This is a genomic window from Pantoea sp. ICBG 1758 (genome assembly GCF_002928325.1).
Classification (GTDB): domain Bacteria; phylum Pseudomonadota; class Gammaproteobacteria; order Enterobacterales; family Enterobacteriaceae; genus Pantoea; species Pantoea eucrina.
The window spans coordinates 47,737-61,183 of the sequence record NZ_POWL01000008.1 but is presented as its reverse complement, the minus strand read 5'-3'; the positions used below and the strand labels follow the sequence as shown (position 1 = coordinate 61,183).

At 53.3% G+C, this 13,447-nt stretch carries 12 protein-coding genes; 9 read left to right on the top strand and 3 right to left on the bottom strand.

All coding sequences use genetic code 11. From position 1 onward, the window contains the following. Positions 1–5: 5 nt before the first annotated feature. Positions 6–1,034: an L-threonine 3-dehydrogenase gene (gene tdh, locus C1Y41_RS18395; RefSeq protein ID WP_039381231.1), complete on the bottom strand. Its 1,029-nt coding sequence runs from the start codon at positions 1,032–1,034 to the stop codon at positions 6–8. Beyond that, the gene (locus C1Y41_RS18390; RefSeq protein WP_039381234.1) at positions 1,031–2,242 is read right to left on the bottom strand and encodes a glycine C-acetyltransferase; all 1,212 of its coding nucleotides are present in this window, start codon (positions 2,240–2,242) and stop codon (positions 1,031–1,033) included. Before C1Y41_RS18390 ends, tdh begins: the two co-directional genes overlap by 4 nt. A 230-nt stretch (positions 2,243–2,472) precedes the next feature. Here C1Y41_RS18390 and rfaD point away from each other — a divergent pair, with 230 nt between their 5' ends. The 6 genes from rfaD to C1Y41_RS18360 are packed head-to-tail and all read left to right on the top strand — an operon-like array spanning position 2,473 to position 8,856. Beyond that, the gene (gene rfaD / locus C1Y41_RS18385) at positions 2,473–3,405 is read left to right on the top strand and encodes an ADP-glyceromanno-heptose 6-epimerase (RefSeq protein WP_039381236.1); all 933 of its coding nucleotides are present in this window, start codon (positions 2,473–2,475) and stop codon (positions 3,403–3,405) included. Positions 3,406–3,422: 17 nt separating this feature from the next. Beyond that, positions 3,423–4,481, top strand: a complete 1,059-nt coding sequence (gene rfaF, locus C1Y41_RS18380) for an ADP-heptose--LPS heptosyltransferase RfaF (protein WP_071668642.1) — start codon at positions 3,423–3,425, stop codon at positions 4,479–4,481. Then, on the top strand, positions 4,469–5,437 hold the full coding sequence (rfaC, locus tag C1Y41_RS18375) for a lipopolysaccharide heptosyltransferase RfaC (RefSeq protein ID WP_104086055.1): 969 nt from the start codon (positions 4,469–4,471) through the stop codon (positions 5,435–5,437). Before rfaF ends, rfaC begins: the two co-directional genes overlap by 13 nt. Then, the gene (locus C1Y41_RS18370) at positions 5,434–6,615 is read left to right on the top strand and encodes a glycosyltransferase (protein WP_039381240.1); all 1,182 of its coding nucleotides are present in this window, start codon (positions 5,434–5,436) and stop codon (positions 6,613–6,615) included. Before rfaC ends, C1Y41_RS18370 begins: the two co-directional genes overlap by 4 nt. Next, positions 6,602–7,858: an O-antigen ligase gene (locus C1Y41_RS18365; RefSeq protein WP_039381241.1), complete on the top strand. Its 1,257-nt coding sequence runs from the start codon at positions 6,602–6,604 to the stop codon at positions 7,856–7,858. The genes C1Y41_RS18370 and C1Y41_RS18365 overlap by 14 nt, the downstream gene beginning before the upstream one ends. Continuing rightward, positions 7,855–8,856, top strand: coding sequence for a glycosyltransferase (locus C1Y41_RS18360; protein WP_104086054.1), 1,002 nt, complete (start codon positions 7,855–7,857; stop codon positions 8,854–8,856). Before C1Y41_RS18365 ends, C1Y41_RS18360 begins: the two co-directional genes overlap by 4 nt. On the opposite strand, the gene C1Y41_RS18355 is transcribed toward C1Y41_RS18360, so the two are convergent. Further along, positions 8,844–9,812 carry a deacetylase gene (locus C1Y41_RS18355; protein WP_104086053.1) on the bottom strand — a complete coding sequence of 323 codons (969 nt, stop codon included), beginning with the start codon at positions 9,810–9,812 and terminating at the stop codon, positions 8,844–8,846. The genes C1Y41_RS18360 and C1Y41_RS18355 overlap by 13 nt on opposite strands. A gap of 299 nt (positions 9,813–10,111) precedes the next feature. Here C1Y41_RS18355 and C1Y41_RS18350 point away from each other — a divergent pair, with 299 nt between their 5' ends. The 3 genes from C1Y41_RS18350 to C1Y41_RS18340 are packed head-to-tail and all read left to right on the top strand — an operon-like array spanning position 10,112 to position 13,386. Continuing rightward, positions 10,112–11,236 (top strand): glycosyltransferase, encoded by a 1,125-nt coding sequence (locus C1Y41_RS18350; protein WP_104086052.1) that lies wholly within the window; start codon positions 10,112–10,114, stop codon positions 11,234–11,236. Positions 11,237–11,278: 42 nt separating this feature from the next. Beyond that, a complete protein-coding gene (locus tag C1Y41_RS18345; RefSeq protein ID WP_104086051.1) occupies positions 11,279–12,388 on the top strand; it encodes a glycosyltransferase family 9 protein in 1,110 nt (369 codons plus the stop codon). After that, on the top strand, positions 12,385–13,386 hold the full coding sequence (locus C1Y41_RS18340) for a glycosyltransferase (RefSeq protein ID WP_104086050.1): 1,002 nt from the start codon (positions 12,385–12,387) through the stop codon (positions 13,384–13,386). The genes C1Y41_RS18345 and C1Y41_RS18340 overlap by 4 nt, the downstream gene beginning before the upstream one ends. Positions 13,387–13,447: the final 61 nt, after the last annotated feature.

The window sequence follows — 13,447 nt, the reverse complement described above, 5'->3', positions numbered from 1 at the left end:
TCCGTTTAATCCCAGCTCAGCACCACTTTCCCTGACCGTCCGGAGCGCATGTCATCGAACCCCTGCTGAAACGCGTCGATGTCATAGCGGTGGGTGATCACCGGCGTAAGATCCAGTCCGGACTGGATTAACGCCGCCATCTTGTACCAGGTTTCAAACATCTCACGGCCATAGATACCTTTGATAAACAGGCCTTTGAAGATGACCAGATTCCAGTCGATCGACATATCGCCGGGTGGAATGCCCAGCAGCGCAATGCGTCCGCCGTGGTTCATGGTTTCCAGCATCGTGCGGAAAGCTGCCGGTGCGCCTGACATCTCCAGTCCGACATCAAATCCTTCGGTCATACCGAGATCCTGCATCACGTCGCGCAGATTTTCCTGCGCCACGTTAACCGCACGGGTCACGCCCATCTCGCGAGCCAGACTCAGACGGTATTCATTCACGTCAGTGATCACAACGTGACGGGCACCTACGTGCCTGCAGACGGCGGCAGCCATAATACCAATTGGCCCGGCGCCGCAGATCAGGACATCTTCACCGGGCAGATCAAATGACAGCGCGGTATGTACGGCGTTGCCGAACGGATCGAAGATGGCTGCCAGTTCGTCAGAAATGTTATCGGGAATTTTAAACGCGTTGTATGCCGGGATAACCAGATACTCCGCGAAGCAGCCCTGGCGATTGACCCCCACGCCCACCGTATTGCGGCACAGGTGCGTTCGCCCTGCCCGGCAGTTACGGCAGTGGCCGCAGGTAATATGCCCCTCTCCGGAAACGCGATCGCCAATGGCGAAGCCTTTCACCTCCTGTCCCATGCTAACCACTTCACCGACATACTCATGTCCGGTGATCATCGGGACCGGAATGGTTTTACGCGACCACTCATCCCAGTTGTAGATGTGGATATCCGTACCGCAAATAGCGGTTTTACGGATCTTAATCAGCAGATCGTTATGACCCGGTTCCGGCACCGGTGCATCCTGCACCATCCAGATCCCCTCTTCAGCTTTCAGTTTGGCAAGTGCTTTCATTTTTCTGCTCCTGCAGCAATCACGCCCAGCCGCTGGCCGACGCGGATAAAAGCGGCGATAGCCTGTTCCAGCTGCGCCTGCGTGTGAGCGGCAGACATCTGCGTGCGGATGCGCGCCTGACCCTGCGGCACCACCGGATAGAAAAAGCCGGTGACGTAAATGCCTTCCTGCTGCAGCAGCGTGGCAAATTGCTGCGCCACGTTAGCCTCACCCAGCATCACCGGAATAATGGCGTGATCGGCGCCGGCCAGCGTGAAGCCTGCCGCGGTCATCTTCTCCCGGAAGAAGCGCGCGTTATCCCATAGCCGCTGGCGCAGACCGTCACCCTCACTCAGCAGATCCAGCACCCGCAGCGAGGCCGCGACAATTGCCGGAGCCAGCGAGTTAGAAAACAGATAGGGACGAGCACGCTGACGCAGCCACTCCACGACCTCTTTTTTCGCGGCTACATAGCCGCCGGAGGCACCGCCCAGCGCTTTACCTAACGTTCCCGTGAGGATATCAACGCGATCCATCACGTCGCAGTATTCATGCGTGCCGCGCCCTGCTGCGCCGATAACGCCCACCGCATGAGAGTCATCGACGATGACCAGCGCATCAAACTCCTCCGCCAGGTCGCAAATCCCCTGCAGATTGGCAATCACGCCATCCATAGAGAACACGCCATCGGTAGCGATCGCGATATGCCGGGCACCTTTATCACGCGCCTCCTGCAGACAGGTACGCAGCGCCTGCATATCGTTATTGGCGTAGCGATAACGCTGCGCCTTACACAGGCGTATGCCATCAATGATGGAGGCGTGATTTAGCGCATCGGAAATAATGGCATCCTCCGGACCCAGCAGCGCCTCAAACAGGCCGCCGTTAGCGTCAAAACAGGAGGAGAAAAGAATAGACGCTTCCATACCAAGAAAGTCAGCCAGCTTACGCTCCAGCTGCTGATGCGTATCCTGCGTACCGCAGATAAAGCGCACCGACGCCATACCAAAGCCGTGGGAATCCATACCCTCTTTCGCTGCCTGAATCAGCGCCGGATGATTCGCCAGACCGAGATAGTTATTGGCACAAAAGTTAATGACCGGCGTGCCGTGATCAACGCTGATCTCCGCCTGCTGGGCTGACGTAATGCGACGTTCCTGTTTGAACAATCCGTCCTGACGCGTTGTCTCAAGCTGCTGACGGATTTGCGAATAAAACTGATTGGACATGATTCTGCTCCTTAGATCGCAAATTACCGGAGCATCTTACTGAGCAAATAGCAGGCAGACGATATTTCAGCCAGTTAAATGTTCGTTTTGCAGCATAGTTCACGCCGTAGTCAGCGTTTGTGCGATACGCCTCACGCATCTGGCTGTCCGGACAGGGCTGAAATGTTATGATGATGAGTATTCGTGCGTGAAACCTTCTGTTTCACCCTAACTGATTAAAGGCTAAGCATATGATTATCGTTACCGGCGGCGCTGGCATGATTGGCAGCAACATCGTTAAAGCGCTTAACGATCGCGGTCATAGCGACATTCTGGTCGTGGATAACCTGAAAGATGGCACCAAATTCGTCAATCTGGCGGATCTGGATATCGCTGATTATATGGATAAAGAGGAGTTTCTCTCTTACATCATGTCAGGCGAAGATCTGGGGCCGATTGAAGCGGTATTCCATCAAGGTGCCTGTTCCGCCACCACCGAGTGGGATGGCAAGTACATGATGGATAACAACTATCAGTACTCTAAAGATCTGCTGCATTTCTGCCTTGAGCGCGAGATCCCGTTTCTCTACGCCTCCTCTGCAGCGACCTATGGTGGCCGCAATGAGAACTTTATCGAAGAACGTCAGTATGAAGAGCCGCTGAACGTCTACGGCTATTCAAAAATGCTGTTCGATCACTACGTGCGTCAGATTCTGCCTGAAGCGGATTCGCCGGTGTGCGGTTTCCGCTATTTCAATGTGTATGGTCCGCGCGAAGGGCACAAAGGCAGTATGGCCAGCGTGGCGTTTCATCTGAATACGCAAATCAGCAACGGCGAGAACCCTAAGCTGTTTGAAGGCAGCGACAGCTTCCGCCGTGATTTTATCCATGTAGATGATGTTGTGGCTGTAAACCTGTGGTGCTGGGAGAACGGCGTATCCGGTATCTATAACTGCGGCACCGGACGCGCGGAATCGTTCCAGGAAGTGGCTGATGCCGTGCTTAAATTCCATCAGCAGGGCCAGATTGAGTACATTCCTTTCCCGGATAAACTCAAAGGACGCTATCAGGCATTTACCCAGGCCGATCTGACAAAACTGCGTGAAGCGGGCTATGACAAGCCATTTAAAACTGTCGCACAGGGCGTGGGCGAGTACATGGCCTGGCTGAATCGCAACGCATAAGGACACCCGCATCAGCGATGAAAATTCTGGTTATTGGCCCTTCCTGGGTCGGCGATATGATGATGTCGCAAAGTCTCTATCGCACTCTCAAGGTGGCGCATCCTGATGCGGTCATTGATGTGATGGCACCCGCGTGGTGCCGCCCGCTGCTGTCACGCATGCCGGAAGTGAATCAGGCGCTGGCGATGCCGCTGGGGCACGGCGCGCTGGCGTTGGGCGAACGCCGTCGTCTCGGCAAAACCCTGCAGGCCAGCGGTTACGATCGCGCTTACGTATTGCCGAACTCGTTTAAATCGGCGCTGGTCCCCTTTTTCGCCGGCATACCGCGCCGCACCGGCTGGCGCGGTGAAATGCGTTACGGCGTGCTCAATGATGTGCGGGTACTGGACAAAGCGGCGTTTCCGCTAATGGTAGAGCGCTATGTTGCCCTGGCGTATGACACGCCGGTAACCTCCGCTCAGCAGCTGCCACAGCCGCTGCTATGGCCGCAGCTGCGCGTAGAGGACGACGAAAAGCGCATGACGGCTGCGCAGTTTGGCCTCTCCACCGATCGTCCGGTTATCGGCTTTTGTCCGGGAGCAGAGTTTGGACCGGCGAAACGCTGGCCGCATTATCACTATGCTGCCCTGGCGGAACAGCTGATCGCAGAAGGCTACCAGGTCGTGCTGTTTGGCTCAGCCAAAGATCGCGACACCGGCGAGTCGATTCTGCAGGCGCTGCCTGAGCCGTTGCGTGCGCACGGCAAAAATCTGGCGGGTGAGACGCAGCTGGAACAGGCCGTGATCCTGCTCGCCCACTGTCGCGCCGTGGTCAGCAACGATTCCGGTCTGATGCACATTGCGGCAGCGCTCAACCGGCCGCTGGTCGCGCTGTATGGCCCGAGCAGCCCGGATTTCACGCCGCCGCTTTCCCGTCAGGCCCGCGTTATCCGGCTAATCAGCGGCTATCACAAAGTGCGTAAAGGCGATGCCGCTGAGGGTTATCATCAGAGCCTGATCGACATTACCCCTGCGCGCGTGCATCAGACCCTGAGCGCGCTGCTACAGCCGGCGCAGGAGCAGACATGCACGTTTTAATCGTTAAAACCTCTTCGATGGGAGATGTTCTCCATACGCTACCCGCGCTTACTGACGCCATGCAGGCGCTGCCAGGTATCCGCTTTGACTGGGTAGTAGAAGAGAATTTTGCTCAGATCCCCGGCTGGCATCCTGCCGTAGATAAAGTCCTGCCGGTTGCAATCCGTCGCTGGCGCAAACACTGGTTTGGCAGTCAGCAGCGCGAAGAGCGCGTCGCGTTTAAGCGCAATTTGCAGTCGCGCCAGTATGATGTGGTTATTGACGCACAGGGCCTGATTAAAAGCGCAGCCCTGGTGACGCGTCTGGCAACCGGCACGAAGCATGGTCTGGACAGCCGCAGCGCGCGTGAGCCTTTTGCGAGCTGGTGGTACGACAGGCGCCATGAGGTCAGCAAGCAGCAGCACGCCGTTGAGCGCACGCGTGAGCTGTTTGCGAAAAGTCTGGGCTATGAAAAGCCTGCCACCCAGGGCGATTACGCCATCGCGGCACATTTTCTGACTCCCCGGATCGAAGCAGCCCCCTCCTGGCTGGTGTTTCTGCACGCCACAACCCGCGACAATAAACACTGGCCGGAAGCGCACTGGCGTGAGCTGATCAGGCTGCTGCAGCCCACCGGCCTGCAAATCAGGCTGCCGTGGGGTGCAATACATGAACAGCAGCGTGCACAGCGGCTGGCAGAGGGCTTTTCCCATGTAGAAGTCCTGCCAAAACTGACGCTGGAGCAGGTGGCGCAGCAGCTGGCAGGCGCGCGCGCAGTGGTCTCCGTCGACACCGGGCTCAGCCATCTGACCGCCGCGCTGGACAGACCCAATATTACGCTGTTCGGTCCCACCGATCCGGGTCTGATTGGCGGTTACGGCAGAAACCAGCATGCGCTGCGCCCGGTTCAGGGTGACAGCATGGCAGATATCATGCCGGATACGGTGCTGGAGACATTAAAGCAGGTGCTGGCATGAAGAAACTGCACATTATCAACTTAGGTAAAATGGGCGGCGTTGAGCGGCTGTTCCTTCAGTACATTAATGATGTCTCTGACGGAAGCGATGACGTCATCTGCATCAGCAATCAGATCGACCCGGATATTTTGCAGCAGATGCCCCGGCAGCACGTTACCTTCGCTAACCGGCTGTTTTCGCGCTTTCGTCTGAAAAGCCCGCAGTTTCTGCGCAAGCACCTGCTGCAAAAACGCGTAAATGCCAGTAATGCCGATATGATTATCGTCTGGGATCTGGTTCCCCGGCTTACCGCTAAACCCCGCAAGGCAAAACTGGTTTATTACGATCACGGCTGTTCATGGCGTTATCCAAAGAACGGCAAGACGCTTGCGTTTATGGCCATGCTGGATGGGGTTATTTCCGCTTCCCGGGCGTCGTCCAGAGTAATGCAGCACCGCTTCAATCTGCCCTGCCTGCATAAAGTCGTAATTAACCGTCTCGTTACGCCTCAGGGAATAGATCCTGCAGTGCGGCAGCTTAGCCAGCCAGTCAGAATCGGAACGGCATCACGTCAGGTGGGTCTGAAGGGGATCTCCGTTTCGCTACTGATGATGAAAGAGCTGTTAACGCGCGGGCACAATGTCACGCTTGAAATTGCCGGCAAAGGCCCTGACCGTGAAGCATTTGAAGATTTAGCGCAGCGGCTTGGCATAGCAGAGCGTGTCAGGTTCAGTGGTTTTCAGCATAATATTGCCGAATTTTTCAATCGCGTTGATATTTACATGAGCACGCCGGTGACCGAGCCTTTTGGGCTCTCATGTATGGAAGCACTCTATTTTGGCGTACCTGTAATTTTTCCTTTTGTCGACGGGCAGCCTGAAGTGATTGCAGACAAAATTTGCGGCGTCGGCTTAGCACCAAAAGTCTCTTTGAGTGAACATCAGCAGCTTACGGGAATTGATGTCAATTTCCCTTATCAGGTGTATGACCCGATAAAAGATGACATGACAGAACCGATGCTGCTTTCTCATATCGATTGTGCTGATGCGTTTGAATTTCTGATACAAAAAGAGAACTATCAGACATACAGTGAAAACGCTAAAAGCTGGACTATGAAGCACTTTGACTATGCGTATTTCAGACATGAAATAGAGAGTTCCTTAACCGAGATTGCGAATACAAAAAATGCAAATCAGTAATTACCTGGCAAGGCGTGAAGCTCCTCACTCAGCAATAAGTACCCTGATATTTTTTGGATGCGCAACTGCGCTGCTTACAGCGCCCTTTGGTGGCAGCTTTGGCCGCAACGTATTTTATATAACCAGCTATATTGCTTTTATTACCCTGGCTACCCATGCCTTATATTACGCTAAATTGCGAATAAATATCGCTTTGCCTGTAGCTATGTTACTGGTGGGTATCGCCAGTATCATCTGGACCGCGGTCTATAAACAGCCTGGTGACTTTATCAGCCTCTATCGCCAGTATCAGTCAACGGGCCGCTTGCAGATATCGGGCGCACTTATTCTTTTCTTTGTTTTAAATGATAAAAGCGATTTGCGCCAAAAAGCCATCCTTGCCGCACTGCTGACTGGCCTGGCGGTTAATGCCTATGCCATCTATCAGGGCGTCTGGCTGCATCTGCGCCGCGTTGAGCTGAACTTTGATCGGGCCACCATGGCTGCCTATATCATCAGTGCTGTTAATTTATTGTTTCTCAAAGCAATTTTGTTGCAGAAAAACAAACTTAAGCTTTTCCTTTTTCCTGCAGCCTTTCTGTTTAGTTATCTTGCCATTATTCTGACCGGCACGCGTGCGGCAATGCTTCTTTTTCCCGTAATGGCCCTGATACTAGTCTTATTTTCAAAAAATGTTATCAGCAGAAGATATAAAATCGCGCTTTTTGTCATTATTCCAGCGCTGTTTATCGCCGGCTCGCTGATATTCAAAGAAAAGATTGCTAATCGCATCGACGAGTTTCAGCAAAATATTGCAGATATGCATAAAAACCGCGGTGAAAACTCAGTTGTCTCCCGCCTGAGCATGCAGATTATTGCTCTGCAAACCGGCATCGAGTCACCTGCGGGCCAGTCAGCCGAACAGCGGGCTCTGCTGGCCAGAAAGATCATTCAGCAGCAGCCACAACTCTATGGCGCCTTACCCTACCTGACGGTTCATATGCATAACGAAGTGCTGGAAACCTTTTCGATAAAGGGTATCGCCGGCGCGCTGGCACTGGTGAACTTCTATATTATGCTGCTGGTTTATGCATTCAGGCGCGGCGGCAATGCGCTTTTACTGACGCTGGCGCTGGCATTGATCGGTTATGGGTTAAGTGATGTGATTTTCTTTAGTACAGAATGTACGCTGATCTACTGCCTCACTATTATATTTGCTTTCTCCATGATGAAAGGCCCGCATCATCAGGAAAAAAATCAATGACGAAATCGACCCCGCCTGTTTTAAGCATCATTATCCCCTGCTTTAATGCGGGGGAGTTTATTATTCCCTGCCTGCAATCGCTGTTTGCGCAACTTGAATCTGACATTGAGGTCATCATTATTGATGATGGTTCAACAGATAACTCAGTCAGCGTGATAGAAAATTTTTTGCAGGCACAACAGCACCAGGCAGTTCGGTTTCTGCAGCAGAAGAACTGTGGGATTGCTGATACCCGCAATACCGGCATGCAGCAGGCTCAGGGAAAGTTTGTCACATTTATTGATGCAGACGATATTATCAGCAGACACTATATTGCGGTTATCAGGCCGCTGCTGCTGGCTGATAATGATGATTTAATCGACTTTAACTATCAGCGTTTTGAACATCAGCCGCCTGATGAGACGGAAAAAGTCGATGTAAAATATATCGCCTATGACTTTCAGACTCTGGGGATAGATTGCCTTGAACCCCTGTTCCAAAAATCGATGTGGCATCTGTGGAACCGGGTTTACCGCCGCGCTCTGCTGAGCGGTGAAAGTTTCGCATCAGGCAGGCGCTACGAAGATGTTATCTTTACGCCTTTCCTCTATTTCAGGACAGATAAGATTACGCATCTGGACAATACGCTCTATTTTTACCGCGATAACAAAAGCGGTATTACGCGCAATGTCAGAAAAAGCGATATCGATGATCTGACCTTTGCCATGCAGAAAATGCTTGCCTGGGCAAAAGATAAAGATAATTCTCGTCAGCGTCTGGCATCCTATATGCTGATGGACTGCTTTAAAGAAATAAAGAGTATGTCGAAAATCATCTACGGCTATTACTATTATGAACGCTCTGCCATCACGCTGTTCCGCGCAGCGGCAATAATATGCAAGGGCAACTGCAGGACAAAAAAATATCTGCAGCTGCGCTTTCCTCAGGTCGATACACTCTTCTCATACCTGAAGAGCCGGTTCAGAAAGCGCAAATCTGAAACGCATCAGCGTGCATGAGCTTTTTTATGCAAGGCATACTCTGTCAGCGTCATTCCCTGTACACGCGGCTGAAGCCAGATAAACAGCTGCTCCAGATCGTCGTACAGCCTGTCGATGTCCGCCTCCGTTTTAAACGTGGGGCTGCCGTCTGGCATGAATTCAGAGGAGTGCAGCATAAACTCGATGTAATCACTGCCCTGATCGAGCGTCTGCGCAGCAACCTTTTTCATTTCATTCAGGTTGCCGCCGGTCGGGCGCAGCCAGTTAACTGAGGGACCACGCGGCTTGCCACGCAGCTGATTCCACGCCTTTTTAAACTGGTTGGTCATCGCGCCATAGCGATACTGAATGCTCATGGGCAACTCCAGCAGCGAACTGTTACCCGGCTTTGAGATATCGCTGGTGTCTATATAGTAAGCGCGATCGGGGAAATGACTATAGTCGGTTCCTCCGCTCCCCTGCGGGGCGCCGGATGAATTACGCCAGCTGACCCGGGGCGTCACGGAGCAGTCAACCAGATAACCGTTATCGATTAAAGCCTGCGCATAAACTTCGTTAAAGGCCCAGCGACCGGCGCGATGACTGGTCATTTTTTGCTGAAATGCATCCTCCAGCAACGCCGTCATAAAAGCGACCTTATCGCGTAAAACGGACTCAGGATATTCAATCAGATAGGGTTGATAACGCCAGTCATCCTGCGTCAGTTCATATTCCGGCGGGCTATACCAGGCGTGAAGATGCATACCGATCTCCCCCTGTCCGCGGGCCAGTAGATCCTGTCCGAACTCCACATAGGCAGGATCGCTCGCCATCTCGTAATTCGTCAGCCAGGTGGGTTTGAAGCCATACTTTTCGCACAGCCTCTGAAAGCGGGGCAGGAAGCTGACATTATGCGTTGTCACCTTTCCGCTGCGGTTGCGCCACAGGTTATCGCCTTCCGTATCCAGGGTAATCAAAAAGGCAGGCTTTTCCATAACTTGTCCGGTATATTTCACTGTTATCATCACTATGGTACGCACCGCCTGTGGCAGGCGCAAACTTTTCCAGCGCCGCTGGCCGGGTCAGGGAGCAGCGCTCTGATTAAACCAGAATAGCGTGAATAAAAAGCAGGGCGGATTTATCTTTAGCTGCTTACCGCGCGCAGTTATGGCAGACTTTTTACAGCATTCGTTCATTTGCCGATAAACGTACTCATATCGGAAAGATAATAGATCAGTTTCACCACCAGGCTGACAGGCAGGCAGAGGTAGATAATTTGTCGAAACGCATTTTAATGGTGATCGATGGTTTGCCCGGCGGCGGCGCCGAAAAAGTCGTCTTAACGCTGGCTGAGGGTTTTATTTCCCTAGGACATCGTGTCTCGATTTTCTCTCTGCGAAAAATATGCGATTACCCTATCCCTGCAGGCGTGGATTATCAGGTGGTGTGCGATCACAGCGTCCGCCCGTGGCGAAAAATGACAGAAACCGTACGCCGTGCGCGCTTGCTGGATGAGGCGGTACGCCAGAGTGAAGCGCTGAACGGCAAGTTCAGTTTAATCTTTTCCCACTTGCACAAAACCGATCGCATTGTCAGGCGAGCCCGATCGCTTGATTCAGCTAAAACCTGGTACTGCCTGCACGGCGTCTTTTCTGCCTCCTATCTGGGACGTAAAACAGGTTTTTCCCGCTGGTTAAAGCAGCTAAAAATACGTTATGTCTATCAGGGGCGTCAGCTGGTCGGCGTGTCGCAATATGTTATCGATGATCTGATAAAGAATGTCGGCGTCAGGCCACGCCTGACCCGCGTTATTTTCAATCCTTTCGACTTCGATCGGCTCGACGAGCTGGCGGCCGGGCCCTGCCCGCTGGCCGGCCAGAATTACCTTGTCCACGTAGGACGCATTCATGAGGCGAAACGTCAGGACCGCTTGCTTGAGGCCTATGCACGCAGCGGCATAATGGCTCCCCTGGTGTTGCTGGGTCAGGGCAGCGCGAAACTCCTGGAGGCGTTACGCCAGCAGGCACGGGACCTGGGAATTTCAGAGCGCGTCTGCTTCGAAGGCTTTCAGCAAAACCCCTATCCGTGGATCCGCCATGCTCAGATGCTGGTTATGAGTTCAGATAGCGAAGGGTTTGGCAATGTGCTGGTTGAGGCTTTACACTGCGGCACGGCGGTGGTCAGTACACGCTGCCCCGGTGGCCCGGCTGAGATCCTGACCGGCCCGCTCTCCCGCTGTCTGGCCGATCTGAACGCCGCGTCGCTGGCAGAAAAAATGCGCGATGTGTATGCCAGCCCCCCCGATTTGCAGCACCTCGATTTGAGCATTTATAGTCTGGCTACTATTTGTCAGCAATATCTGCAGCTGGATCCTGTAACAGAAACATCATTTTCAATGGCACGCCATGTTTCGAATTAAGAAATCCCCGATGGGATGCGGCCAGAATATGGGGATAATTGCTTGACCTACATTATTATATTTATCATTTTTTGCCCGATTAAATGGGTAATGAAGCTGTTCCGGACGCGTAGCGGAAAAAACCTGGTCATTCAGACCGCCAAAATTGGCGATTTTATTAATATCACTCCGCTGCTCACGCACCTCGGGAAAAGCGATGCGCTGCTGAGCAGAAGCGTTGCGCCGCTCGCCAGCAATGACACTACCCTTGAACACATCTGGTATATCGAAGAGTATCGTTCTGGCCTGCTGAAAAAGCTCAGGTTAGTCTGGCATCTGCTCAATCGCTACGACAACGTTTATCTGCTGCACCCGACCAACCTGAATCTGTTTATTGCCGCCTGCTGCAATGCGGATAATAAGCAGTTTCTGTCCAGCTATCGCCGCAAGGGATATCAGAACCTCTTCTATTACACCGCAAGCGGCGAAGTGCAGCATGAAAAAAATACGCTGACGCTGGAAAACTATCTGAAGCTGGCCGATCGCTCTTTCACCAAAGAGAGCTACCCCAAACACGCGACGCTGCCGCTATGGCAGCCTGCTTCCCTGCCCGCAGAGATCACAGCGTGCGCGGGAACGCGTATCGGTATCAGTGTGACCGCCGGTAATCAGGCTAAAACCATTCCGCCAGCTATCTGGCAGCGTTTGTTTGACCACCTGAGCGATCTTCACTGCACCTTTTTTGCTTTTGGTGCGCCAAATGAACAATCGCGCGTTCAGGAGCTATTCAAAACAGCCGGGCATCGCGACAACCTGATCAGTCTGGTGGGGAAAGTGTCGCTGGAAGCGCTGCCGGCCGTTATCGGCGAAATGGATTTTTATATCGCCTCCGATTCCGGCAATGTGTACATCGCTGATGCACAGCAGGTACCGGTGATTCTGATTTATGGTCCCTGCTGCGTAGAAGAGCAGAGGCCGCTGGGCGATGTACTGCTGATTGGTCCTGACCATATCGCGCCCTCTTCTTTTGTATTTGATGCGCAATATAAATTCGCGCATCCGGTTGAACAGCTTTTCAACCTGGATCAGCGTAAGCTGAGTGATATCCACGATTTTATTCGCACCCGACAGCAGCAGCGTCTGGCGCGCCGAAACAATGAAATGACCTCATGACAGCCCAGCCAGAACATTCCACGCCATTACTCAGCCTTATCATCCCGATGTTTAATGCCGGCACTGAGTTTGCTGCCTGCCTTCAGGCGCTGTTAGCTCAGACGCTGACCGACCTTGAGATCATCATCGTCGATGATGGCTCAACTGACGGCTCCGGCGAGCAGGCAGACGCTTACGCTGCGCGCTATCCGCATATCCGTGTGATCCATCAGGCCAACGGCGGCGTGTCACGGGCGCGAAATGCCGGCCTGGCGATCGCGCGCGGTAAGTACGTCAGCTTTCCCGACGCCGATGACACCATGGATGCAGCGATGTATCAGACGCTGACGGAGATGGCAGAGCGTGATGGACTTGACGCAGCACAGTGCAACGCCGAGTGGTATTTCAAAGCGAGCCAGCGTACCAGACCGCTTATTCCTCACGATCGTCTCACCAGCACCGCTGTGCTGAGCGGACCTGAGTGGCTGAACACCGCGCTCAAAACGCGGCGTTACATGCATGTTGTCTGGCTCGGCATCTATCGCCGTGAGCTGATTACGCGCTGCAATCTGCTGTTTGAGCCGGGACTGCATCATCAGGATATTCCCTGGACCACGGAATTTATGTTTAACGCCACGCGCGTGCGCTATACCGATCGCGTGCTCTATCGCTACTACATGCATGACGCTTCCATCAGCAACCGTAAACGCACCGGCCAGCGCAACGTAGAGTATCAGCGTCACTATCTGAAAATTGCCCGGATGCTGGAAGAGCTGAACCAGCGTTATCGCCGTCATATCCGCATTTATCCGGCATTTCACTACCAGATCACGCATGAAGCGCTCAGCGTCTGTCACGCTATCCGGCGCGAGCCTGAAGCGGAAGCACGGCAGGCGATGCTGGCGGATCTGTTCAGTACAGGGACGCATAAACGTATGCTGCGCAATGCGCGCGGCCTGAAACAGTGGTATCAGCTGCTGCTGTGGCTGAGCCGCATTTATCGCTGGCGCCAGAAATAAGCACCACTGCTCGCTTTAACCCCTTTCGGGTTTGCCCTACAATCGGCTCACTGAATCCTGA

Coding starts and splice junctions, on each gene's coding strand:
- tdh (WP_039381231.1), bottom strand. CDS start 1,034: ATGAAAGCACTTGCCAAACTGAAAGCTGAAGAGGGGATCTGGATGGTG.
- C1Y41_RS18390 (WP_039381234.1), bottom strand. CDS start 2,242: ATGTCCAATCAGTTTTATTCGCAAATCCGTCAGCAGCTTGAGACAACG.
- rfaD (WP_039381236.1), top strand. CDS start 2,473: ATGATTATCGTTACCGGCGGCGCTGGCATGATTGGCAGCAACATCGTT.
- rfaF (WP_071668642.1), top strand. CDS start 3,423: ATGAAAATTCTGGTTATTGGCCCTTCCTGGGTCGGCGATATGATGATG.
- rfaC (WP_104086055.1), top strand. CDS start 4,469: ATGCACGTTTTAATCGTTAAAACCTCTTCGATGGGAGATGTTCTCCAT.
- C1Y41_RS18370 (WP_039381240.1), top strand. CDS start 5,434: ATGAAGAAACTGCACATTATCAACTTAGGTAAAATGGGCGGCGTTGAG.
- C1Y41_RS18365 (WP_039381241.1), top strand. CDS start 6,602: ATGCAAATCAGTAATTACCTGGCAAGGCGTGAAGCTCCTCACTCAGCA.
- C1Y41_RS18360 (WP_104086054.1), top strand. CDS start 7,855: ATGACGAAATCGACCCCGCCTGTTTTAAGCATCATTATCCCCTGCTTT.
- C1Y41_RS18355 (WP_104086053.1), bottom strand. CDS start 9,812: ATGGAAAAGCCTGCCTTTTTGATTACCCTGGATACGGAAGGCGATAAC.
- C1Y41_RS18350 (WP_104086052.1), top strand. CDS start 10,112: ATGGTGATCGATGGTTTGCCCGGCGGCGGCGCCGAAAAAGTCGTCTTA.
- C1Y41_RS18340 (WP_104086050.1), top strand. CDS start 12,385: ATGACAGCCCAGCCAGAACATTCCACGCCATTACTCAGCCTTATCATC.